Here is a 25,067-nt window from a genome sequence, read left to right on the forward strand (position 1 = left end):
TAGATTATAAGTTAAATAAGTTGTGAATCAAACAAAAGAGTATGGCTTACTCTTTAGGTAATTCTGCATCCAGCGCTAAGGTACACCTCAAGATAAGATTGACCGCATTGATATAAAATTGCTGATCAATATTCTCGAAAGAATCACTTGGCTTATGATAATCTGGGTGATCCTCTACGCCGAAATAGATATGCGGAACCTGCACATCGAAGAATGCGCCATGATCTGAAGACTTAGTCCAGTTATCTCTGCCAGTGTTTGGTTCATCATGACCGAATAGCAATTTAGGAGTAGACCCAGCTGCTGCAGTTTCGAGAATTGACTTTAAAATTGGGTTGTAATAGGTGCCCGAAGCGTATAACTCACCTTTTTCATTTCTTGAAATCATGTCCATATTGATATTCAATACGATTTGCTCTATAGGAAATGGAAAGTCTTTTACCAGAGCTTTTGCGCCCTGTAAGCCCATTTCTTCACCATCCAATGCAGCAAACATGATAGAATGTTCGGGTCTGTTTTCTTTGAAATATTTAGCTAATTCTATCAAAGCAGCTGTTCCAGAAGCGTTGTCATCCGCACCGTTGTAAATAGAATCTCCTTCTGTATTCGGTCTGCCAACACCGACGTGATCATAATGAGCCGTAATCACTATTAATTTTTGCGAAGAGCTTCCAGCTATAAATCCAACAATGTTTACAGAATTTTCATACGGCTTATTTTCTCTTCTATTTTCAAAGTCAAATTTCTGCTGGTAGTCTGGATACTGAGTTTCGAGTCCTATGCTTTTGAATTGCTCTAAAATGAAAGCTCGAGCCTGTGAATTCCCTTCACTTCCTGTTTTTCTGCCTTTGAGCTCATCTGAGGATAGATACTTAATGTTTTCAAGGAGACTTTTGCTTGCAATACTTTGCCCGTTTGTCTGAAAAAAAACTAGAAATAATAAACAACTTAGTGTGCTTTTGATTGAGAGTTGCATCAAGGGAAGTATTTTGCGTTATGTATATTGGTAAAATTAATAAGCTTAGCGGATCACACCTCTGAATTCATGAAATATAATATCCTTCTTATTTTTATTCTTTTACTAAACCTTCAGCAGGTTTCGGCTCAAGGTAGCCTACCTCAGTCTTTTTTTGACGGAAAATCTATCGTATTTGTCTCCACTGATCCCGGGTCGAGGCCTATTATGACTTGGGAAGAGGTGGCAGATAGTGTTCATCATTCCCTGGTTCAGGCAGGGGCTGACCCTGTAGCATACTTTGAATTGGAGAAGGTTGCACTTTCCGAAGCAGTTCAGGCAGATTATGCCAAAAGCTTTCAAAATCGACTAGTTAAAAATATTATTCTAGTCACGAGGCAGAAAAATCAAATGAGTATTCATGTCGCACCATTTTCAGGAGATGGAAAAATTATTCCTACTACAGCCTTGTTTGGAGTGAGCGCTGCAGATATCGGTGCTACTACAAGCCAGTTTGCACTCATCGGTCAAAACCAGCCCTCGCAAAACCTACTTGTGCTAGATGTGCCGGAATTCCTAAGTATCAACAGTTCCCAAACTTCGTCTAGCCAGAAGTTTTTGGCAGCGAATCCGCTCAACCTTGACGTGTTCAAATTGGGAATTACTATTGAAGGCTCGTCAGCCGAAACAGGTTTGCTCAGCTATTTCAGGTATGATATGTATGGAAAGTCACCAAATACGATTTTAGCAGAACAGGCGGCTCAGAAATCAGGAATTGAACAAGTATTGAAACAATCGTATCCTTATCAGATAGAGTGGCTTACAGAGGCAAAGACGGAGCAAGAGTTAATTCGCGATAGAGTACAATTTCTTTTGATTAAAGTTGAGGGAAGAGAAGCTGATTTGATGAAGAGTATGGGGTTGGAGCCAAACGCAGATCCATCAGCTTCGCGTATTGTAGTGAAATACTATATCAAGCTATTAGTGCGTGACGAACTCTATATAGGTCCTGAATGGGATGCTGATACAGATTGGAGAGTTGCATTGAATAATTTCTTGGAAAATTTAAAAAAATAGGCCTCTCGGATGAGAGGCCTATAGTTACTTAATGATAGGGGTGATTCAAGCAACTTCTACTTCTGTCGATTTCTAAAGGGCATTGTAATATTCTTAGCCTTTTGGATAAATCAAAGTTTTAAATTTCAATTATTCAATGATAATCAAATTTTTTTCGAATAAAAGACACTTAAGTGAAAAAATTGCAAAAATTAGGCTCCTTAAAATAACTCTTCATTCAAAAATGGAATCAAAGCCAATATAATTGCTTGATTATAATAGGTTTGTCTAGTTATTGCCCCGTGGGTGAGAATTCCTACAGATCCGCCACATTGCTTAGAATTTTCTTGGGCAAAAAACTGATCATCAGCTGCACCAAGTTCCATACCTGAGTGGATTAAGTCAGCAATAGCTTTTGGAAGGTAGAATGTTCCAGTTTTCGCTTTGCCTTGAAGACCCGATTTATTTTCTATATAGATCCAGGCAAAGGCATACATCCCGCGGACATCTTCACCAACGCCCCCTTCTATTCCTACCCAATAATCTGCTTCGGGGAAAGATTTTTTGGCATTGATTACTCGGTTTCTTGCACCTAAATAAGTCTCTTCATCACCTTTTGGTTGATCAGATACTTGTGAAGCAGCAGTGATTCCGTTTACGACAAATCCTTTGTGGAATGCTTCAGTAAATGCCGACTCAGTGCAGGCGACTTTAACAGGGTTTTTACTACCAACAATTATTAATGACTTTTCTGAAGTCTGGAAATTCTCTCTTTTGGGGAAATTCATAGAATAAAAAAACCTAGGGGATGCCTAGGCCATGTTTGTGAAAATTTGATTTACATCTTCGTCTTCTTCCATTTTTTCGATCATCTTATTGATGATCTCCTCCTGCTCTTCATCGAGTTCGGTAAGTGTAGAAGGGAAGCGCTGAAAATCTGCGCTGATTACGTCTATATGTTTTTCTTCAAGTGCTTTTTGCATGGTACCGAAGTCCTCAAATTCAGTGTAAACGAAGATTTCACCTTCATTCTCATCAATATCAACTAGACCGAAATCAATTAATTCGAACTCCAGTTCTTCCAAGTCATATTCGCCTTTTGCAAAGCGAAAAACGGCTTTTCGATCAAACATAAATACAACTGAACCCGAAGTTCCCAGTGATCCACCCGCTTTAGAGAAGTAACTTCTTACGTTAGCTACTGTTCTATTGATGTTGTCAGTAGATGTTTCCACTACGACAGCGATACCATAAGGGCCATAACCTTCGTAAACTACTTCTTCGTAATCTTTCTCGTCTTTATTTGAGGCGCGTTTGATTGCTGCTTCGATTCTATCCTTAGGCATTTGAGCACCTTTGGCATTCTGGATTATAGTTCGAAGCCTGGGGTTAGATGCGGGGTCGGGACCGGCCGATTTTACCGCCATTACGATTTCTTTCCCTAGACGCGTAAAAACTTTGGACATTTTGTCCCAACGCTTGAATTTTCTCTCTTTTCTGAATTCAAAAGCTCTTCCCATGATTATAAATATTAGGGTGGTAAAATTAGCAATTCTTTTGGTTTGGCTAGAATTAGAACTATTCTATGTCTAGATTTTGTTGGAAAGTGTGCCATTTTTATAGTGACATTTTTCTAATTCAACTCGACTAAAAAACATTTCAAGTATGTCGGAATTTCTCTCTACCCCTCTTCCAAATATTCCCAAATCAGATTTACCAAAAGTAGTAATTGTAGGCGCAGGTTTTGGCGGCTTAAAGCTTGCTATGAATTTGATGAATAAGAAGTTTCAGGTGATTTTGTTGGACAAGCATAATTATCATCAGTTTCAGCCACTATTTTATCAAGTTGCTACTGCTGGATTGGAGCCTAGCGCTATTTCATTTCCGCTTCGAAAGATTTTTCACGGATCAAAGAATGTGACTTTCCGAATGACTCGAGTTAATCATTTTGATCCAAATATCAAGCGTATCTATACAGATATGGGCTATATAGATTATACCTATCTAGTAATGGCTATGGGAGCAGACACTAATTATTTTGGTTCCAAGAGTATAGAAGAATCTGCTTCTCCGATGAAGACTGTATCAGAAGCGCTTTACATACGTAATAAGATAATTTCGAATTATGAACGTGCTATAAATATTGAGAAAGCAGAAGATCGTAAATCTCTAATGAATATGGTAATCGTGGGCGGAGGTCCTACAGGTGTAGAATTAGCTGGTGCAATGGCGGATCTAAGAAATACGGTGTTGCCAAAGGATTATCCTGAGCTGAATTTCCACAACATGAAGATTGTACTCATAGAGGCTGGCCCAGAATTGCTCGGAGCGATGTCCAAGGAATCTAAGGAGAGCGCTTTAAAATACCTTCAGGATCTAGGAGTGGAAGTGATGCTGAATACTATGGTAAAAAATTACGATGGTAATGAAGTACTACTTGCAGACAATGAACCTATTCAAACTCAGACGTTGCTTTGGGCTGCGGGAATTAAACCAAACAGGATTGGAGGGCTGGAAGATGCTAATTATGCGCCAAATGGAAGATTATACGTCGATGACTTTTCTGAAGTTAAAGGCTGTCCCGATGTCTACGCACTTGGAGATATCAGTTTGATGACGCAAGAAGCTTATCCAAAGGGGCATCCGCAGGTAGCGCAAGTTGCAATTCAGCAGGCGGTTTGTCTTGCGCATAATCTTCATAATATGGAGGAAGGGAAAGAGAAGAGAGTTTTTAATTATAAGGACTTAGGATCTATGGCAACTGTAGGAAGAAAACTCGCTGTGGTCGATTTACCATTTATTAAGTTTCAAGGTATATTGGCTTGGTTTACCTGGCTTTTTGTCCATTTGATGGCAATTCTTGGAGTGAAGAATAAGGTTTTCATTTTCTTAGATTGGTCATGGAACTACCTAAGTTTTGACCCAAGCTTAAGGTTGTTGATTAAGCCGAAGGCGGTAAGAGCTAGCGAGCGGAAGGAGCTGACAGAGGAGAGATAGTCTATTTGGATTTGTTAACAAAAACTATTTTAAGTCAGATTAAACTGATATGCCTAAGTTCTGTCTAATCCATATAACTTTAAAAACGAAACACATGAAAAAATGGATTTTCGCTGCAGGCTTGATGGTAATGGTCAGTCTGAGCACTTTTGCACAAAGAAATGGCGGACAAAGACAAAGCGCTGAAGAAAGAGCTAAAATGAATACTGAGCGCATGGCAGAAGAGCTTAAGCTCACGGATGCTCAGAAAAAGCAGATTTTAGATATCAATCTAGAATATGCTAAAAAGAATGAGGCTGAGATGGCGGAAAGAAAAGCTGATTCTGAGGCTAGAAAAGAGGAGATGGAAGCTAAAAAAGCTGAATTGTCAGAGCAGGAGACTAAAATACAAGCAGTTTTGACTGAGGAGCAAAAAGTAAAATGGGCTGAACTTCAAGCCAAAAGAACGAATGGTCAAAGAGGAGGTCCTCAAGGTGGTGGTGATTCTCAAAGAGGAAAAAGAGGCGGCGGTAATTAATTCGCTATGTGCCTTTATACAAAAGAAGCCATCCCAATATCTTGGGATGGCTTCTTATTTTATTGAAGTTTTTCTGTTATTCAGCAATTTGCTCTTCTACCTGGAAGAACGATTCGTCCTTTTGTGGTAGCGTAGATGATCCCATAAGGAACTCATCCACTTTTACTGCTGCTTCACGACCTTCCGATATAGCCCATACAACCAGGGATTGACCTCGGCGCATATCTCCAGCTAGGAAGACTTTAGAATTAGTGCTTTGGTAATTTTTTGACTTTGGAAGGGTATTTTCCATAGTTTCAGCACCAAATGCCTCCAGCAAACCATTTTGAGCAGGACCAGTGTAGCCGATAGCTAGAAATGCTAAATCACAAGGAACTGTACGTTCGGTACCAGCGATTTCCTCGAAGACCATACGGCCATCTTTATGCACCCACTCCAGATCTACTAGACTCAAACCTGTCACTTGACCTTCGGCATTTACCGTAAATTCCTTTGTAAGAACAGAGAACACCCGCTCAGCTCCTTCGTCATGAGAACTTGAGGTTCTCAAAGTCATAGGCCATTCTGGCCAAGGGTTAAGCGTATTTCTTTGCTGTGGAGGCTTAGGTAGCAACTCAAGCTGTGTAATCGAAGCTGCACCATGTCTATTGGATGTACCGATACAATCACTTCCTGTATCACCACCACCAATTACAATCACATGCTTTCCTTTGGCTGAGATTGGATTTTCTGTGATCTCTTCAGATACGACCTTGTTCTGCTGACCAAGAAATTCCATCGCAAAATGAACACCTGTGGCATTCGCTCCTTTGATATTTAATCCCCTAGGTTGTCCAGCTCCAGTAGAAAGTACTACAGCATCGAAGTTTTTGAGGATATTTTCCGCCTTGATATTGAAACCAATTTCGGTATTGCATGTGAAAATCACTCCTTCTTGCTTCATGAAATCGACACGGCGATCAATTACCCATTTTTCAAGCTTGAAATCCGGGATACCAAATCGAAGTAATCCTCCTGGCTTGGAATCTTTTTCGAATAGCGTCACCTCATGACCTGCTTGATTTAGCTGATCTGCCGCAGCAAGTCCTGCAGGGCCTGAGCCAATTACGGCTACTGACTTACCAGTTCTTGTTTTTGGTGGGTTCGCTTTGATCAAACCTAGTTCATAGGCTTTTTCCGCTATATTTTTCTCGATTAACTCGATCGCAACTGGATCTTTATTGATGCCGAGTACACAGCTAGCTTCGCATGGAGCAGGACAAATTCTCCCTGTAAACTCAGGGAAATTGTTTGTGCTCCTCAATATATTGATCGCTTGCTCCCATTCATTTTTGTAAACCGCATCGTTGAAATCCGGGATTACATTACCTAATGGACAGCCATTGTGACAAAACGGAACACCACAGTCCATGCATCGAGCTGCCTGATTATTTAACTTTTCGCCTGCAAAAGGCTCATATATTTCCTTGTAGTCACCTATTCTAGCTTTCGCGTCACGGGTAACCGGAGTTTCTCTTTTGAATTGAATAAATCCTTCTTTCGCTCCCATTTTACGCCAATGATTTTGATTGTTCTAATGCTCTTTTCTCTAAAACTGCCTTATAATCTCTTGGAATTACCTTGATAAATTTCTCTTTGGTTTTATCCCAATCTTCAAGGAATCTTGTTCCTAGACCTGATTTTGTCAGTTTTATATGTCTTTTGAGGAATGTTTTGATCGTGTTGAAATCCTCATCTTCTAGGTTGTCTATATCTACCAGTTCAGGATTGATCTCCGTGATATACTCCTTTAGAATATAGGCGATTCCACCGCTCATTCCAGCGGCGAAGTTTCTACCAATTTCTCCAAGATTCACTACTAATCCACCAGTCATATATTCACAACCGTGATCGCCGATTCCTTCTACTACGGTCTGTACACCAGAGTTTCTTACACAGAATCTCTCGCCGCCTTTTCCATTGATGTATGCTTCACCTGACGTTGCTCCGTAGAACGCTACGTTACCGATGATGATGTTTTCTTCTGGAACGAATTTGGCATTTCTGCTTGGGTAGACGATCAATTTTCCACCTGAAAGTCCTTTTCCGAAGTAATCATTCGCTTCTCCTTCTAGTTCGAAGTTGACTCCTTTGGTAAGGAATCCACCGAATGTCTGACCTGCAGAACCTGTGAATTTGAAGTTGATCGTATCCTCAGGCAATCCTGGGCTACCGTATATTTTTGAGATTTCATTGGAAAGCATCGCTCCCACTGATCTGTCAATATTCTTAATTGAGAAGCTTCCTGATGATGCAAGAGCTTGTTCAAGTGAAGGAAGAGCAGCCTTTATCAGCTGGCGATCCAAGACTCTTTTCAACTCAAACTCCTGATCGATTTGCTTGTGAATACCTACGTGATCCGGAACTTCCACTTTGTGGAAAATAGGACTTAAGTCTACTTTATCCCACTTCCAGTGATTTAAATGGCCTGTAGATTGAAGAACGTTGCTTTGTCCTACCATTTCGTTCACGGTGCGGAAGCCAAGTGAAGCCATGATCTCTCTAAGGTCTTGCACTAGGAATTGGAAGAAATTCACTACGTGATCAGGATCACCAGTAAATAGTTTTCTCAAGTCCGGGTTCTGAGTTGCAATACCAACTGGACAAGTGTTCAGGTGGCATTTTCTCATCATAATACATCCTTCTACTACCAAAGCCGCTGTGGAAATTCCCCATTCCTCAGCTCCCAAAAGTGTCGCAATTGCAAGATCACGACCAGTTCTAAGTTGACCATCGGTTTGAAGTACTACTCGACTACGTAGGTTGTTTTTCACCAAAGTCTGATGAGCTTCAGAAAGCCCAAGTTCCCAAGGCAATCCTGCGTGACGGATAGAACTCAATGGAGAAGCTCCTGTTCCGCCGTCAGCTCCTGAGATCAGGATTACATCAGCCATGGCTTTTGCCACACCTGCTGCTACTGTACCTACTCCTGCTTGAGAAACAAGTTTTACGTTGATTCTTGCTTTTCTATTCGCATTTTTAAGATCGTAGATCAGCTGAGCTAGATCTTCAATCGAATAAATATCGTGGTGAGGTGGAGGGGAGATCAATCCTACTCCAGGAGTAGAATGTCTTACTCTACCTATCCAATCATCCACTTTATGTCCAGGAAGCTGACCACCTTCTCCAGGCTTAGCTCCTTGCGCCATTTTGATTTGAAGTTCGGCAGCATTCGTTAGATAATTACTCGTAACGCCGAATCTACCAGAAGCTACTTGCTTGATTGCTGAGCGCTCCCAGTCTCCGTTTTCTTTTTTGGCAAATCGAATTTCATCTTCTCCTCCTTCGCCAGAGTTACTTTTAGCACCCATTCTATTCATGGCTATCGCCAAAGTAGAGTGAGCTTCGTGAGAAATCGAGCCAAAAGACATCGCTCCAGTAGCAAATCTTCGCATAATGGAAGATGCAGGTTCTACTTCATCGATTGGTACAGAAATACGTTTTTTGAATTCAAATAAACCTCTCAATGTCAAGGCATCTTTGCTCTGCTCATTTATTTTGGCTGCAAATTTCTTGTACATACCAAAATCATTCAAACGAGTTGATTTCTGAAGCAAGTGGATTGTTTCAGGATTGAACAGGTGTTTTTCACCTCTTCTCTTCCACTGATATACTCCTCCTTGCTCTAGTATCGGGGACTCTGTCTCGTAAGCAGCTCTATGACGGATCAGAACTTCTTCTGCTAATTCATTAAATGAAATACCACTAATTCTAGAGATTGTGCCTTTGAAACATCTGTCGATTACATCAGGGCCCAAACCTAAAGCTTCGAAGATTTGTGCACTTTGATAGGACTGAAGTGTACTGATTCCCATTTTGGAAAGTACTTTAAGAAGTCCTTTACCTATCGCAGATTGATAGTTTGAGAATAGTTTCTTCTGGCTTTTAGCATTTGGTAACTCACCTTTTTCATACATGTCTAGAAGTGACTCTAATGCCATGTATGGATTGATAGCTGATGCTCCGTAGCCAATAGCAGTTGCGAAATGATGTGTCTCGCGAATATCTCCAGATTCTAATACCAAGCCGGCACTAGTTCTGATTTTCTTTTTGACTAAGTGATGGTGAACAGCTCCTATCGCCAAAAGAGATGGGATTGGTGCATAATCTACCGTGCTATTACGATCGGATATAATGATTACATTTTTTCCTTCATTAATCGCTTTTTCCGCTTCGTCACAAAGTTTGTCTAATGCTTGCAAAAGTCTTCCTGGCTGATGATCTGCAAGGAAATGACTCGTGAGAGTAGCACATCTATAGCCTTGCCCCTCCATATTTTTTACCTTTTCCAGATCTTCATTAAGTAGAACTGGTTGGGAAATATGGATTTGGCGAGTATGCTTTGGACTTTCCTCCAAAATATTCTGGCCCACACCTAGACGGGTAAAAAGAGACATTACTAATCTCTCACGAATAGGATCAATAGGTGGATTACTTACCTGAGCAAATAGCTGCTTGAAGTAATTGGATATATGCTGACTCTCTTTGGATAGAACGGCAAGAGGAGTATCTGCTCCCATAGAGCCGATTGCTTCATAGGCAGTATCTCCCATTGGGCTCAATACTACTTTTAGCTCCTCAGACGTATATCCAAAGATTGTTTGATGCTTTTTAATATTCTCAGTAGAGTATGGATGAGTCAGCGTTTTAGGATCATCTTCCATACGAAGTTTGATTCGCTGATCGGCTACCCACTGTTCGTAAGGCTGCTTGCTACAAATCTCTCCTTTTACTTCTTCATCAAATAGTACTCGACCTTTTTCCAAATCAGCCCAAATCATTCTTCCTGGACTAATTCTACCTTTTTCTAAAATAGTAGCTTCACGAATAGGCAAAGCTCCAGCTTCAGAAGAAAGAATAAGTCTTTTGTCCTGAGTGATAAAGTATCTCAGTGGACGCAGACCGTTCCTATCCAGCGTAGCACCTACAGATTTTCCATCTGTAAATAGCAAAGCAGCTGGGCCATCCCATGGTTCTACCAGAGAAGCATGGAATTTATAGAAAGATTTTCTGTCTCGATCCATGACTTCATTGTCCTGCCAAGCTTCTGGCACGAGCATCATCATGGCATGGGGAAGAGATCTACCGCTCAAAGTCAGTAGTTCCACCATAGCATCAAGATTCGCTGAATCCGATTTTTGCTTGTCAGTGATTGGCATCAATCTGGAAAGCTCCTCATCAGTGAAATACTTTGATTTCATGAGGTTTTCCTTTGACTTCATCTTGTTTAGATTACCCTTGATCGTATTAATCTCACCATTGTGAGAAAGAAAACGGAAAGGCTGAGCCAGTCTCCAGTTAGGAAACGTATTGGTAGAGAAGCGGGAGTGAACTATAGCAAAGGCTGACTCTATTTTGGAGTTTTGAAGATCCTTGTAAAAGGCCAAAACTTGATCAGTTCTCAACTGTCCCTTATATATAAGTGTCTGGCTGCTCAAACTCGCAAAATAGAACGACTGATTTACGCCAGGAATCTTAGTATTGATTTCTGAAGTAGAGTAGTTTCTAAGTACATAGAGCTTACGCTCCAGTTCGATACCGGTGAGTCCTTTTTTATGCTTAACAAAGAGCTGCTCTATATTCGGCATCACTTCAAGTGCTCCAGAGCCAGGGACTGTCTCATCTACAGGTACTGATCGATAACCGATCAATTCAAAATCTAACTCTTCAATCAGTTGATTGAGAAGTTCTTTTGAGCGGTGAAATAGCTGCTTATTCTTTGGGAAAAAAGTCATGCCTACACCGTAAGATCCAGCTTCGGGAAGCTCTATCTCTGTACGCGCTGTGATATCCTTTAGGAATTGATGTGGTACCTGAATTAGTATGCCAGCTCCATCACCAGACTTAGGATCAGATCCACGTCCGCCACGGTGCTCCATGTTGCTTAGCATATATAAGGCATCGCTAATCGTCTCATGAGATGGAACTGCACTCAGATCGACAACCGCACCTATACCGCAGGAGTCATGCTCAAACTCCGATCGATACAAACCTTCTTGCATTTTTATAGAATTTATTAGGTTCAAAATTTCCAAAAATTACAGAAAAAATTTGTCCTATTAAAATTACGGCAACAAAACAGCTGCTTTAGTGCCTTATTTTTTATGGATTTTGACTTTATTAATATTTTGGTAATTGACTTTTTGGTGTGATAAACTGAACTGCCCAGTAATATTTATGGCAGTATTTGAAGAAATAGGGTGCTTTTTAATTCAAATCTGAAAAAAAATGTGTGAATCCTTTGATTTTAGGATGCTAAAAAATACCGCTAAAAAAAATAAAATTATTTTTTGTGAATTTTAGTGTTGACTTGTCTGATCAGCTCTCAAAAAAATGCGTGTAAAATTATATTCTGAAAAAATGGATAAACTAAATATATTATAATATCCTGTTCCTCAATCTGTATGTGGGCCAAGTGTATCCTTGTCTAAAGAATTGATGTGAACCTTCACTTTTTTGATTTTCCGGGCATCTACCGCCAAGATGGTAAACTCGAAATCTTGAAAATTTATCTTGGTGCCATTCTTAGGAAGCTTCGAATTGAGCTCTAGAAGTAATCCGCCTAGAGATTCACTTTCGCCTTTGACATCTTCAAATACCTGAGAGTCTAAATCAAGCTTTTTGCAGAAATCATTCAGTGAAACTTTTCCCTCAAAAATAAAGGTAGATGAATCAATTTCTTGGAAGAATATATCGTCGTGGTCATCGAACTCATCGTTGATTTCTCCGATTATTTCTTCGATTAAATCTTCTAACGTGACCAACCCTGAGGTTCCTCCGTATTCATCCACCACTATAGCCATGTGAACTCGCTTAAGTTGGAAATCCTTCAGTAGGGTATCCACTTTCTTATTTTCAGGAACAAAAAAGCTTTTTCGTATCAGTTCATTCCATTTGAAATCTTCATCTCGTTCGATAAAAGGCAAAAGATCCTTGATATACAGTATGCCTTGAATATTATCTATGGTCTCTTCGTAAGCCGGGATTCTGGAGTACCCACTTTTATTGATTTTGTCCATCAACTCATGAAAATCCATTTCCATATCGATGGCGGTGATATCCATACGGCTTTGCATGACTTGCTTTACGGTGAGTGTACCGAAGTTTACAATACCTCTTAGGATTTCTCTTTCTTCACTAGGAGCATCTTCAGTAGTCAGTTCTAAAGCCTGATTTAGTTCATTTACTGAAAGTGAATACCCTTTCTTAACAATACGTTTTTCCAGAAGGTTGCTAAATGCCATCAAGAATATCGAAATGGGCTTGAGCACAGAGGAGAAAAAAACTATGGTAGGAGCCATGATCAGACTAAACTCCACCTTAGCATTGTTAGCATAGACTTTTGGGACAATTTCTCCAAAGAAAACTATGGCAAAAGTGATTCCCACTGTCTGAATTAGGATGATCACAATGCCTGTTGCGTTCATTCCAAAAATAGACCAAGTTACAAATGTGGTCAGCGTCACAATCCCAATATTGATAAGGTTATTGAGGATAAGGATGGTGCTGAGTAATTTTTTGGGAGATTCTACCAGGCTTATTACTTTTTTGCCTCGTGGTGTGTTTTCTTCTTCGATATTCCCTAAGTCTTCATTGCTTAGAGAGAAAAATGCAACCTCTGAACCTGAAACTAGGGCAGAGCCTATCAATAGTAGTATAAAAAGCAAACCATTTAAAATCAGATAACTTACCGAGGGTGAGCTAATCTGAGCGAGTAAATGGTAACTCGGGTAGGGATCGTCCATGTATTAAACCGCAATGGTTAATGCAAAATTAAAAAAAAATTCCCCTGAAAATAACTTTCAGAGGAATTGATTATTAAAATGGCAGATCGTCATCTTCCGTATCTGAAACCATTTCTTGTGCTTTAGGTGCCGATGTAGGCGCCGAAGATGCAGGCCTTTGCTGAGTGGACTGCTGTGGAGCACTAGGATTCCCCGCTCCATCAGGTTTACTACCCAGCATAGTGAAGCTTAAAACACGAATTCTGGTTCGATAGCGATTTTGACCTTGTTCATCCTGCCAGCTATCTGTTTTAATTTTTCCTTCTACATAGATCTGGCTGCCCTTTTTGAGGTATTGTTCGGCAATTTTGGCCTGTGCACCCCACATTTCTAAGTCATGCCATTCTGTTTGTTCAACTCGTTCGCCATTCCTGTTTTTGTATGCTTCGGTAGTTGCAAGTCGCAGATTTGCCACCGTATTATCGCCTTCCAAATACTTTACTTCTGGGTCAGCGCCGAGATTTCCTACTAAGATTACTTTATTTACTCCTGCCATAATTAGTTTAATTTAAGGTTGAAAAAATCTAATACTTGAAGGTACTCAAATCTCTTGATCGTTCAAAAAGTTCACAATTAACTTTGGCTTTGCTAGATATTCGATCTTCTCTTCTGCTACGAGCATGAAACCTTCCTCTTCACACCAGTTTTCGAGCTGTTCCAAATTTTCTTCTTTTATTTCTACTTCAGAGAAAACGGCATTTAATCGTTGATGTGACAAGATGTGTCTGTAATTTTTTGGAAAGCGCTGGGTATTTTCCGCTGCGGAGGATGGGATATGCATTGGAGGAGAAGTAAGACCATCAGGTGTTTCTGTCTGAGGAAAATCAAAAAGTCCTTCCCAAATATCCCCTGAGGTCCGTTTTTTCCAGACCCATTTTTCCCCACACTTAATTACATAATAATGGAAATGCCTTTCTCTTACTTTTACTTTATTAATCTTCACAGGCAGATCCGACACTATATTATATTGTAAAGCGAAGCAGGAAGCCTTGAGAGGACATGATTCACATCCTGGGTTTTTGGGTGTGCAGAGTCTAGCTCCAAAATCCATCATTGCCTGGTTGAATTCTCCAGGCTGATCTTTTGGTATAATCTGATTAGCTAAGGCTTCAAATTCCTTCTTGGCTTTTGAACTTGCTATGTCAGTCTCGATCCCGAAGTAGCGAGCTAAAACCCTAAATACATTACCATCCACAACTGCTTTTACTTCACCATAGGCAAAACTTGCTATTGCTGAAGCAGTGTAACTACCGACTCCTTTTAGTTTAAGTAGTTTATCATAGGTGTTTGGGAATTCGCCATCCATTTCAAACCAGATGCTTTTTGCACAAGCATGGAGATTCCTGGCTCGGCTATAATACCCCAATCCTTGCCATAGTCTTAGCACTTCTTCTTCGGGTGCCAAAGCTAGGTCCTTAATAGTGGGGTAAGTCTCCGAAAATGCATAATAATAAGGTAACCCCTGAGCGACTCGAGTCTGTTGAAGAATGATCTCTGAGAGCCAAATTTTGTATGGATCATCCGTTCCTCTCCATGGTAAATCCCTTGGATTTTCACGATACCAAGTTAGTATTTGATGCGAAAAAGCCTGATATTCAGTGGTTTTGTGATCCATGGTCAATTATTGTCTATCATACAAATCAAGCTAATTTTTGTGAATATGTTTTTTAATTACAATGGTTGTCTTACATTTGCAGTCCCAAAAACACTTGGTTAATAGGTCGTTAAGCTTATTTCGTAATTTCTAAATTAATATTACAGTGACTAAAGCAGAAGTAATCACTAAGATTTCGGACAAAACAGGCATCCAAAAGGATGATGTTACACAAGCCATTGAGGCGTTCTTCAAAGTAGTGAAGGATTCAATGTCCGAAGGAGACAACATCTACGTGAGAGGATTTGGTAGCTTCATCAACAAGAAGAGAGCTAGAAAAATCGCCCGAAACATCTCCAAAAACACAGCAATCGTGATCGACGAGCATTACATCCCGGCTTTCAAGCCATCAAAGGTGTTTGTAGAGAAGATCAAGAACAGCAAAAAAATCAAGGAATTAGCTCCTCAGGACTAAGTCCGAAGAGTTTATGACATGAAAAGATCTCAACTCATTTTAATCGCTATAGGAGTCATCGCAATCGCAGGATTGTATGTCCTTCCTACTGTGGTCGTGGACAACGAAAGCAAGGCAGATGGAATTTCTCAGGAAAATTCATCATCTTCCACTCAATCCACTGATCCTGTGGCGATGCATGAGGCTGAGCTAAGTACTGATCAGAGACTTCAGTTGAATACGCTGAAACTTCAGATCGCTGAGAATTCTTCGAAAGAAGAAGTAAAGTCTTCAACGGAAGAAATTGCTGCGATTTATCAGGAACTTGGGAAGTACGATAGTGCAGGATATTATCTAAGTTTGACAGCTGATAAGCAGTCGGACATGGAACTAGCAGAAAAAGCAGGAAACGCCTACTATGAGGCATTCAGCTTTGCACTAGATCCGGAGAAAGTAACCTACACTGCCGAGCAGACCCGAAAGTATTTAAACAAGGTGCTGGAAAACGATCCCACCCGTTTGGATTTGAAAACCAAGGTAGCGATGACTTATGTGTCCTCGTCCAACCCAATGCAAGGAATCACGATGATGAGAGAAATCTTAGAAGAGGATCCGCAGAATGAGGATGGACTGTTCAACATGGGCGTACTATCTATGCAATCAGGCCAGTACAAGCGTGCCACTGAGCGATTCGAAGAATTGATCCAATATCACCCGGATAATCTTCAGGGGCAGTTTTACTTAGGCGTGAGCTATTTCGAAGCCAAACAAAACAACAAAGCGAAAGCTCAGTTTGAGAAAGTAAAAACGATGACCAAGGATGAAATGATCCTTGGAAGTATCGAAAGCTATCTCGAAAAGCTATAATTTATTTGTATCACTACTAAATCCAAAGACTATGCCTTGCGGAAAGAAAAGAAAAAGACATAAGATCGCTACGCACAAGCGTAAGAAGAGACTAAGAAAAAACAGACATAAGAAGAAGTAATACACTTCTTCTTATTGTCATTTGAGTAAACGTTCATTTACATAATAATAAGACGAGATTTTGAGTACGGAATTGTTAATCGATTCTGCTCAAAACGGAAGTCGAATTGCCCTCCTTCAAGATAAGAGCCTGGTTGAGTTGCATTCCGAAGGAATGGACAATCAGTTTAAAGTTGGAGATATTTATCTCGGTACGGTCCGCAAAATCGTCAATGGGCTCAATGCAGCTTTCATTGACGTAGGTTATGAGAAAGACGCCTTTCTTCATTACCAGGACCTCGGGGCAAATTTCAACAGCTTGACGAAGTTCACCAAAATGGTGCGCAACAACAACTACGGCAATTATAATTTGAAGGGTTTTGAAAACGAACCTGAAATCGACAAGATTGGAAAAATCTCCAATCCACTATCGAAAAATCAACAGATTTTAGTTCAGGTCGTCAAAGAACCCATCTCTACGAAGGGGCCTCGACTATCCTGTGAGCTCTCTCTACCAGGTCGCTACCTCGTGCTAGTTCCTTTTTCGGATTCGGTTAACGTGTCCAAGAAGATCCGAAGCAACGAGGAAAGAAGACGTCTCCTGAGACTCATCAATTCTATTAAACCAGCCAATTTCGGAGTAATTATCCGGACAGTGGCAGAAGGTCAGTCCGTTAGTGACTTAGATAAAGACCTTCGCAATCTTCTCAGTAGTTGGGAAGAAGGCATGGCCAAATTGATGAAAGCCAAGAGTCGCGACAAAATTATCGGAGAGATGAGTATGGCCTCCTCACTTGTGAGAGACCTGCTCAATGAATCATTCGACGCAATCACCGTAGAAGAAGAATCTACTTACGATCAGATCAGATCCTACATTAGGAATATAGCTCCTGAAAAAGAAAAAATTGTCAAGCTTTACAACGGTAAAGCCAAGCTATTTGAAAGTTTTGGAATAGAAAAGCAGATCAAAAGCCTGTTTGGACAGACGGTCAGCCTTCCGCAAGGAGGGTATGTGATCATCGAGCATACAGAAGCCCTGCACGTCATTGACGTGAACAGTGGTAATAAGTCCAACCAGGAAAGTGACCAGGAATCAACGGCATTAAAAACCAATCTGGTCGCAGCTAAAGAAATTGGCAGACAGCTACGCCTCCGAGATATGGGAGGAATCATCGTGGTCGATTTTATCGACATGAAGAAGGCCGAGAATAAAAAGGCCATCTACGAAGCGATGAATAACGAGCTTAAGTTTGACAGGTCTAAGCATACTGTTTTGCCATTGAGCAAATTTGGGCTCATGCAGATCACCAGACAGCGAGTAAGGCCTGAGGTCAATATTGTGACTAAAGAGACTTGCCCGGCATGCAACGGAACCGGCAAAATTCAGGCTTCTATATTGATAGCCGATAAGCTGGAAAAAGACGTAGATCATATTGCGACTATCCAGAATGTGAGTAAAATACAAATTGGGCTGCATCCCTACCTGCACGCTTACTTTACTACCGGTATAATTAGCCGAAGAGTGAAGTGGTTTTTCAAGTATAATAAGTGGATAAAACTGATCAAAGATTCTTCCCTACCCGTGACGGAATACAGATTCTTAGATGAATCTGGAGAGGAAATCGAACTACTAGTAAAAAGCGAGACTGAATAGTCTCGCTTTTTTTTGTGCTTTATAAAAGGGTTTTATCCGCGGAACTCACAAAGTTTACTTATAGTTGCAACATTTTATTTGACTTGTGAATTTGCCTAGATTTTTGATTGTACTTCCTATTTGGTTTCGGTCTTAGCATTATTAATTTTCGAGAAATCAATTACTGCATATGCCACGATATCATCTGTTGTTTTGGTATAAAGGCTTAAGGCATATCCTTTTGGTGTATTAAACCCAAATTTGGCAAGTTCATCAATATTGAATTTTATTTCAGCTTCAGGATTAAACTCTTGATCAAAAACTAAAAGGCGGTATTCCTGTCTGTCCGGGTAATCTTTATTGGGTCCCTTTAATCTAACCCAGCGTATGATTTTTTTAGCATAGGTGTCTAAATCTAATGCTTCATATTTGCTGCTTTCATGATTTGGTTGGAATACCGTGTATTCACCACTCGGAATAGTTTCTCCTTTTTTGAATTCAAGCGGACTTGTTGTTCCTGCCCATTTCCAACTTTGCTTTCCATTTTTCACGATAGCTATCGAATCTGAGATAGAAAAACCTATAAGATGTTCTTTTGATTTTGGGTTGAAGACATGGCTAAATAACCCCAACTGATCATCCTGGGTATATTCTGTGATAGATCGAGGGTAAAGAAAATGGTAATTAGAAAAACTATCCGTTTCAGTATTGAACACCATTCCCCACTTGTCGTAGTTTTCAAAACCATCCTGGAAAACAAATGGGATATCAACAAAATACAGCTCATTTCCTGATTTTTGTAGATTATTGTACAAATAGCTTGAGTAGTTCGCATACTTCCTTTCGCTAGTTACGGCTGGTAAATCCCATCTCTCCAGTACATTTCCATTCAAATCTGATTGAATCAATTCCTTCTGCTGGGAAAGAAAGTAAATGCTATTCTTATCTATGAAATTTCCGGTAATGAAGGAGCCAATGCCATCTGGGCCTTCTTTTTCGAAAGTTTGACTTTTTAGCAATTTTCCTTCTGGATAGCTATAGACTAATAATTGATGGTTTAAATAAGTAGCTAATATTTTTCCGGAATCAGTTTCGTAAAATGAAAAGTGTGAGCCTAGATTTTTGGTCAGTGTATCCTTTTCCAAATACAAGGTATCCACGATCAAATCCTTCAGATCAAGAACAGGAATTTGTTTTGTAGTCTTAGTAGAACATGATCCAAGAATACATAAGGCTAAAAAATTTAGTAGAGTCAATTTTCTCATGGAATTGGAATGAATGTGTTTTGTAAATTAAGTAATTCGGTACAAAAAAAAACTTACCGTTTTATAAATTCAATTTGCTTCTGCCTTGCCTAATGTATCAATTATCGCTCGCTCTTTTTTGCAGTTGAAGATTACTTGCTAAGTCTATCGAGACTTTTAGCCATGGCTCAAAAAATTCTATCAAAATTATTGATCTAGCCATTCTTTGAAATCACTTACTTTCTCACGACTTATTAGAATGTCAGGATCAGAGCAGTTTTCTAATGTGACTTTCAATCTACTATTCGAATAGGAAAAAATCCCTTCGATAGCTTCCAGACTGCTGAGGTATTTTCTATTGAGACGAAAGAAATTTGCTGGGTTTACCTGGGCTTCAGTTTGCTCCAACGTGCTTTCGAGTACGTACTTTTTTCCTTCCTTCGTTTGTAAAAATGTGACCCTTTCTTCGCTGTTAAAAAAAGAAATATCCTCCGTAGGAATACTCTGAATTTTCTCTCCAAATCGAACTAGAAATCTTGATTTGAAGCTTGTTTTATCCGGGATTAGTAAGTTTTTCAGTACATCCAATTCAATGGTTGATCTAATTAGATTTGCTTTAAACTTATCCACAGCCCTTTCCAATTCCTTTGGATCAATTGGCTTCAGTAAGTAGTCAATTGCATTAACCTGAAATGCTTTTATTGCATATTGGTCATAAGCGGTCGTGAAAATTATAGGTGTTGATAACTTGACTTTGTCAAAAATTTCAAAACTAATTCCATCTGCTAATTGTATATCGCATAGTATCAAATCTGGTTGTGGATTTTGGGTAAACCATGCAATACTTTTTGAAATACTATCTAAGTTTCCGAAAAGTTCTGCATCTGGAAAATGTTGCTTGATCTGCATCTTCAGCAAATTTGCAGCAGGTTTCTCATCCTCTATGATTAAGATTTTCATGTGCTTATAATTTGTTTTTAATCCCTGTTATAGTCCACTATTTCATGTGGATAACTCCAGAATAGGAAGCTTGACCAAGAATTCATTATCAGTCTTAATAATTTCAATAGAGCGATCAGAAAGAAGTTGATATCTCATTTTTATATTGTTCAACCCTACTCCAGTAGATGGTTCAGTTTTACTCGTTTTTGGTTGAAATGTGTTGCTGATCCATAGATTATTCTCCTTCCGGTATATGTTGATAAACAAAGGATCTTCCTCACTTACAATATTGTGTTTGATTGCATTTTCTAGCAATAGCTGCAATGAAAGAGGAGGAAGAAAGCCACCGGTATCTCGAATTTCAATTGAAAACTTCAAGCTTTCTTCAAATCTGATTTTTTGTAATTCAAGGAAGTTTTCTGCGAAGCCTACTTCCTTTTCTAACTCAATTAATTCCTCTTTTTGTGCCTCTAAAACATAGCGGTAAATGCGTGAGAGTTTCTGTATAAATGCCGCAGATTTGTCGGCACTTTCATAAACTAAACTAGAAAGTACATTTAGAGAATTGAACAAGAAGTGGGGGTTGAGCTGATCCTTCAATGATTGATATTGACTTGCTAGTTTTTCACTTCGAAGTATCTCAGCTTCTAATGCTGACTTTCTCCATTCTAACAGCCAGGATCGTGTGGTGAACAAAGCCATGAATCCCAATGCGATTCCCATCGGCATTAGAGAATATTCAAAAATTAAACGAAATGGAATGTTATCGATAGTAAATCTTCCTTTTACTAGGGAATAGAGGAATATTAAGATGTAGGAAACTAAGAAGGCATAACTCAGGTAAGTCACACTTGTCAAGAGAAATCGCTTTGCTGGATGATGAATCCAAGAGATTCTCTTATCGTAAAATGTCTCGACTGCATTTCCTCCGAAGCTCATAGCTACAGTGATCGCAAATGAAAAGACAAAATCTGGCGCCATGCTTTTGATTCCCGCCCAACTCAAAAAACAGCTGGGACAGAAATACAGCATGAGTATCATTACTATTCCAAAGTTGATTATCAGAAAGCTTGGAATAGTGCCCCAGATATCGCCTTTGGTTTTGCAAATTCCTTTTTCGTTATTTTCTGGCATATTGGGAAATTAATTAAAATGAGGCAATTCCTTTCTCTCACGTTTGAAAGAAAGGAATCTGTAGATTATGTTTTAATTAATTACATTTTGATGCAACCTGATCAGCCTGCATTTTGCCCCATGTAGGAAGGAGGTACTCATCTGTGATTTTTGCTTCTTCCTTTTTGTATAAGTCCAGACTCATTCTAGCCATTCCACAAGCTTTTTCGGGACCTGTTCCGAAAAACTCTGCCATCCCTAGTTCCATTTGTGACATGAGGGAAACTGCTCGTGGATTTTCACGATCCAAATTTATCGCCTTTCCAAAAAGCTGCATAGCTTGAGGGCTCATGCTCTGTCCGCGACCTGCAGGATCCAAACTGATTTTTCCCATCAAAATGTACCCGTTCAAGGCAGTGATTTCAGAGTTTCCGGGAGCTATTTTATCAGCTTTTTTGACCAATTCCAGCGCTTCATCCAGACTTTTGTCTTTTTCTATATCAAAGCGAAAAGCTGCCTCTGTCTTCAGTAAAGCCGCATAATAGAAAGGTAGCCATTCTGAATCTGAAGCATCAGCAATTCTCAAAAATCCGTTGGTAACTTCCTGCGATTGCTCGTAATTGGCAATCGTCTTTTTTGCTTTCAATTGCTTTTGCATGGCTGCGATGAATGCTGGGTCGGATGCTTGCGCAAAAGCTATCCATACTAAAGAGAATGCGAGGGTTAAGATGTACTTTTTCATAATTATAAGTTGTTTAAGTTATTTGCTGTTTTGTCTTTTGAAAGCGTAAGGAAAATCCCCAAAAATAGGAACCTCGGTGCTGGCTGTCCGGTTGGAAGTGATTCAAATACTCCTTGCTCATTTGGATTGCTTGCATAGGAATAGCCGAATATATTTTCTCTACCGAGTACATTTTGGACCGCGAAATGAATGATCAGATTTGGCCTTGGTAGGTAGCTCCAAGAGAAACTCAGACTTTGGTAGCTTTTGGTTTTGGAGTTCATTTCTCCAGACTCATTTGGATCGGTGAAGGTGTAGCCATCATTGAATGAGAATGTTGTTCCTAGCTGGGATTTTAGCGTCGGAATGAAATGTTTGACCACTAAAGAGAAATTGTGCTTCGGAGCGAAATTTGGCTGAACTTCAGTTTCATACTGGTTGTAAGATCGCTTGCTATCCACGAAACTGTAAGAAATCCAGTAGTCTGTATTTTTGATACTGTTCCGATCTCTGAGGAAGAAGTCTACCCCACGAGCGTAACCAGCGCCAGCATTTCGAAGCCCGGTAGGATTGCTAGGATTTCCTTCAAATCTGATTAGCTCGTCATAACTTTTGTAGAAAGTCTCCGCTCGGAACATTAGGCCATCTTTCTGAAACAAATAGTTTAAGATCAGGTGTTTTGCTTTCGAGTTGCCGATAGTGGGGTCAATTGCTCGGAAATTCTCGATAGGTAGTTGATGAAACTGACCTGAGGCAAGGGAAACTTGACCAAACTTTGAGACTTGATAGGCAAGTGAAAGGCGAGGATCCACCCAAGACTGTTCTGCCAGCTGGCTATTACCTGCTCTCAATCCGCCTCTTAGCACTAGTTTTTTACTCAGATACCAATCCCATTCAGTGAAGAAATAGGTTTCCTGTTCGTCAAAGCTTCTTTCTTCATTTTCCAGTTGGAGTTTTTCGGAGTAATTATGAATGAAATACTCTGTCCCAACTTTCATGGATACACGATCCGAGAAATCTTTAATTGCAGTAAATTTGGCATGGGACAGCAGGTTTTTTCTTTTTATCGGAGTGGCATCAATGATCAAGTCATCTTTGTTTGAAGAGACCGAAAGACCTCCGAACAAAGACCAGCCATTGTCATAGGAATTCCTCCAATTGCTCTGTGCATAGGAGTACTTGTTATGAAGGTTTACATACATTCCTCGCCCATTTTCTCCTGGCTGAGTTTGCCAAAGTTCCATTCCCCCAGCCTCAGTTCTGGCGAGCACTTTCACGAGTCCACCTTTCTTTAGCTTTTGCTGAGCAGACAATTCCACATCCCATCCATTAGGAGCTCTTTCCCAATCAAAATCTTGCTTAACTAGGTTTTGGTAAGGTTTTAAGTCAAAATAATTCGCCGTAAGCGAGATACTATGCTTGTCATTAGCAAGCGTTTGAGAATATCCTCCGCCTACAGACATGATGGATACATCTCCTTGAGTTCTCAAGGAATGGTCCTTAGTATTCAGCGACAAAGCTGAGGAAAGGGCCTGACCGTATTCCGCGGAATATCCGCCTGTGCTGAAAAATGTTCCTTTGAAAATATTCGGATTAAAGCGGGTTCTGGTAGGCACATTTGCGGTGGAGCTTCCATAGGCATTTCCTACACGAAGCCCATCGATGTAGATTCCCACTTCGCTGGCATCACCTCCGCGAACAAATAGACGACCGTCATTTCCCACGGTACTAGTTCCGGGTAGAGTTTGCAAAGCACCTACTATATCTCCCATCGCGCCTGAGGTAGTGACGATATCCAGTGGTCTGAGTACTACAGATTTCTTCTCATCCGAAGCCTCCATTGCTCCAGCAGAGATCGTCACAGAATTCATTTCGGTTATTTCTTCGATCAATTTGATCTGTTGAATTTCCAGCGAATTCTGATCAAGTGTAATTGCTAGTTCTTGAGTTTTAAAGCCTAGAAACTTGAAAACCAAAACTTGAGATCCTGTCGCTGAAGTTTCAAATCGGTAGCTTCCGTCTTGTCCGCTGGTCGCTCCATCATAGCTTCCTTTGATTAGAATATTTGCTCCCGGTAGAGGAACACCCTTTTCATCCAGAACTTTTCCGTGGAGACTTGCTTGCGCAAAAGCTTGGGTTTGCAGAAGGATAAAAGTGATAAAAAGTAGAAGTCGTGGATTCATTTCGTTTCAGATTTGAATCAAAAGTGCAGGTCTAGTCCCAGTGAAAAAATTAAAGCTTACTGAAGTGTAGATAGCAAAGACTGAAGCGTAAAAAATGGAACCCGAAATTATTGGGAATATTCACTCCGCTTTACTTTGTATCACTTTAAAGTTCCTTCTATTGACTCTGTAAAAGATGATTTTAATCATTCCCTCTTAGCATATAACTCACCATTCGTGCGAGCTGAGAAGAGTACTTTTGCACTAGCAATTAGTGCAACCAACTATATACTACAATGAAAAGGTATCTTTTTACCAAGTACCTCATCCCAGCAGTGATGCTGTTGATGTGGTTTCCGAGTTTTGGACAACAAGCTTACTCTCTTTCTAGTGCACAGCAATTCACCGTGGCTGGAACTTCCACTATTCATGACTGGGAAATGGTAGCTAAGGTGGGCAGTACCGGTGCGGCTCAACTGAGTTTAGAAAACGGAAGGCTTTCAAAAATCACCTCTCTCAATCTTGTTATACCAGTGAAAAGCCTAAAAAGTGGTAAAGGGTCTATGGATAATAACGCGTATGAAGCTTTAATAGAAAAAAAGCACCCCACCATCAAATTTGAGATGACCGAATGCATAGCGATCACCGGGAATGTGGTGAAAACGAAAGGCAAACTTACCATCGCTGGGACCTCCCAAATTATCCCACTAGAGGTGACTTATTCTACGAGCGGAAATAGTATCAAATTCACAGGAACCCACGCTATTCTGTTTAGTGATTTTAATATTGACGCTCCAACAGCAGTCTTCGGGACAATTAAAACGGGGAATGAACTCACACTAGTTTTTGAAACTAGTTTCTCACCAAAAAATTAATTTAAAGTAAGCCAT

General features: G+C 40.1%; 20 protein-coding genes. 7 read left to right on the plus strand and 13 right to left on the minus strand.

Features of this window, described 5'->3' with window-relative positions:
* Positions 1-46: 46 nt before the first annotated feature.
* Positions 47-976: a M28 family peptidase gene (locus tag BM291_RS01975; RefSeq protein WP_092894490.1), complete on the minus strand. Its 930-nt coding sequence runs from the start codon at positions 974-976 to the stop codon at positions 47-49.
* Between the two features lie 69 nt (positions 977-1,045).
* Between BM291_RS01975 and BM291_RS01980 the strand changes: the two genes are divergently transcribed.
* The gene (locus BM291_RS01980; RefSeq protein ID WP_092894573.1) at positions 1,046-2,032 is read left to right on the plus strand and encodes an NTPase; all 987 of its coding nucleotides are present in this window, start codon (positions 1,046-1,048) and stop codon (positions 2,030-2,032) included.
* Positions 2,033-2,232: 200 nt separating this feature from the next.
* On the opposite strand, the gene yjjX is transcribed toward BM291_RS01980, so the two are convergent.
* The gene (gene yjjX, locus BM291_RS01985) at positions 2,233-2,799 is read right to left on the minus strand and encodes an inosine/xanthosine triphosphatase (protein WP_092894491.1); all 567 of its coding nucleotides are present in this window, start codon (positions 2,797-2,799) and stop codon (positions 2,233-2,235) included.
* Between the two features lie 24 nt (positions 2,800-2,823).
* The gene (locus tag BM291_RS01990; protein WP_092894492.1) at positions 2,824-3,531 is read right to left on the minus strand and encodes a YebC/PmpR family DNA-binding transcriptional regulator; all 708 of its coding nucleotides are present in this window, start codon (positions 3,529-3,531) and stop codon (positions 2,824-2,826) included.
* 145 nt (positions 3,532-3,676) lie between these two features.
* On the opposite strand from BM291_RS01990, the gene BM291_RS01995 reads away from it, so the two are divergent.
* Both BM291_RS01995 and BM291_RS02000 read left to right on the plus strand, forming a co-directional pair.
* Positions 3,677-5,008: an NAD(P)/FAD-dependent oxidoreductase gene (locus BM291_RS01995; protein ID WP_092894493.1), complete on the plus strand. Its 1,332-nt coding sequence runs from the start codon at positions 3,677-3,679 to the stop codon at positions 5,006-5,008.
* Positions 5,009-5,102: 94 nt separating this feature from the next.
* Entirely contained in the window at positions 5,103-5,525 is a 423-nt protein-coding gene (locus tag BM291_RS02000) for a DUF4890 domain-containing protein (protein ID WP_175499633.1), read from the plus strand.
* Positions 5,526-5,601: 76 nt separating this feature from the next.
* Here the strand turns inward: BM291_RS02000 and BM291_RS02005 are convergent, their stop codons facing one another.
* The 5 genes from BM291_RS02005 to mutY all read right to left on the minus strand — a co-directional run bounded on the left by BM291_RS02005 (position 5,602) and on the right by mutY (position 14,963).
* Positions 5,602-7,074 carry a glutamate synthase subunit beta gene (locus tag BM291_RS02005; RefSeq protein WP_092894495.1) on the minus strand — a complete coding sequence of 491 codons (1,473 nt, stop codon included), beginning with the start codon at positions 7,072-7,074 and terminating at the stop codon, positions 5,602-5,604.
* A gap of 1 nt (position 7,075) precedes the next feature.
* Positions 7,076-11,566, minus strand: coding sequence for a glutamate synthase large subunit (gene gltB, locus BM291_RS02010; RefSeq protein WP_092894496.1), 4,491 nt, complete (start codon positions 11,564-11,566; stop codon positions 7,076-7,078).
* 393 nt (positions 11,567-11,959) lie between these two features.
* Positions 11,960-13,309 carry a gliding motility-associated protein GldE gene (gene gldE, locus BM291_RS02015; RefSeq protein ID WP_092894497.1) on the minus strand — a complete coding sequence of 450 codons (1,350 nt, stop codon included), beginning with the start codon at positions 13,307-13,309 and terminating at the stop codon, positions 11,960-11,962.
* A gap of 73 nt (positions 13,310-13,382) precedes the next feature.
* Complete coding sequence (locus tag BM291_RS02020; protein ID WP_092894498.1) at positions 13,383-13,844, minus strand: single-stranded DNA-binding protein; 462 nt, start codon at positions 13,842-13,844, stop codon at positions 13,383-13,385.
* 45 nt (positions 13,845-13,889) lie between these two features.
* Positions 13,890-14,963: an A/G-specific adenine glycosylase gene (gene mutY / locus BM291_RS02025; RefSeq protein WP_092894499.1), complete on the minus strand. Its 1,074-nt coding sequence runs from the start codon at positions 14,961-14,963 to the stop codon at positions 13,890-13,892.
* Between the two features lie 145 nt (positions 14,964-15,108).
* Here mutY and BM291_RS02030 point away from each other — a divergent pair, with 145 nt between their 5' ends.
* The 3 genes from BM291_RS02030 (at position 15,109) to BM291_RS02040 (ending at position 18,016) form a co-directional block, all read left to right on the plus strand.
* On the plus strand, positions 15,109-15,417 hold the full coding sequence (locus BM291_RS02030; RefSeq protein WP_057937110.1) for an HU family DNA-binding protein: 309 nt from the start codon (positions 15,109-15,111) through the stop codon (positions 15,415-15,417).
* 18 nt (positions 15,418-15,435) lie between these two features.
* Positions 15,436-16,263: a tetratricopeptide repeat protein gene (locus tag BM291_RS02035; protein ID WP_092894500.1), complete on the plus strand. Its 828-nt coding sequence runs from the start codon at positions 15,436-15,438 to the stop codon at positions 16,261-16,263.
* Positions 16,264-16,444: 181 nt separating this feature from the next.
* The gene (locus BM291_RS02040; protein ID WP_092894501.1) at positions 16,445-18,016 is read left to right on the plus strand and encodes an Rne/Rng family ribonuclease; all 1,572 of its coding nucleotides are present in this window, start codon (positions 16,445-16,447) and stop codon (positions 18,014-18,016) included.
* 116 nt (positions 18,017-18,132) lie between these two features.
* Here BM291_RS02040 and BM291_RS02045 read toward each other — a convergent pair whose 3' ends face one another.
* The 5 genes from BM291_RS02045 to BM291_RS02065 all read right to left on the minus strand — a co-directional run bounded on the left by BM291_RS02045 (position 18,133) and on the right by BM291_RS02065 (position 24,198).
* Positions 18,133-19,260 (minus strand): DUF4221 family protein, encoded by a 1,128-nt coding sequence (locus tag BM291_RS02045; RefSeq protein ID WP_092894502.1) that lies wholly within the window; start codon positions 19,258-19,260, stop codon positions 18,133-18,135.
* A 186-nt stretch (positions 19,261-19,446) separates the two neighbouring features.
* Positions 19,447-20,199 carry a LytR/AlgR family response regulator transcription factor gene (locus tag BM291_RS02050; RefSeq protein WP_092894503.1) on the minus strand — a complete coding sequence of 251 codons (753 nt, stop codon included), beginning with the start codon at positions 20,197-20,199 and terminating at the stop codon, positions 19,447-19,449.
* Positions 20,200-20,241: 42 nt separating this feature from the next.
* Entirely contained in the window at positions 20,242-21,315 is a 1,074-nt protein-coding gene (locus BM291_RS02055) for a sensor histidine kinase (protein WP_092894504.1), read from the minus strand.
* A 76-nt stretch (positions 21,316-21,391) separates the two neighbouring features.
* Positions 21,392-22,036 carry a hypothetical protein gene (locus BM291_RS02060; RefSeq protein ID WP_092894505.1) on the minus strand — a complete coding sequence of 215 codons (645 nt, stop codon included), beginning with the start codon at positions 22,034-22,036 and terminating at the stop codon, positions 21,392-21,394.
* 2 nt (positions 22,037-22,038) lie between these two features.
* Positions 22,039-24,198 (minus strand): TonB-dependent receptor, encoded by a 2,160-nt coding sequence (locus BM291_RS02065; protein ID WP_092894506.1) that lies wholly within the window; start codon positions 24,196-24,198, stop codon positions 22,039-22,041.
* 275 nt (positions 24,199-24,473) lie between these two features.
* Between BM291_RS02065 and BM291_RS02070 the strand changes: the two genes are divergently transcribed.
* Positions 24,474-25,052, plus strand: coding sequence for a YceI family protein (locus BM291_RS02070; RefSeq protein ID WP_092894507.1), 579 nt, complete (start codon positions 24,474-24,476; stop codon positions 25,050-25,052).
* The last annotated feature ends 15 nt before the right edge of the window (positions 25,053-25,067 follow it).

The sequence above is a fragment of the Algoriphagus aquimarinus genome, from assembly GCF_900112005.1.
GTDB classification, from domain to species: domain Bacteria; phylum Bacteroidota; class Bacteroidia; order Cytophagales; family Cyclobacteriaceae; genus Algoriphagus; species Algoriphagus aquimarinus.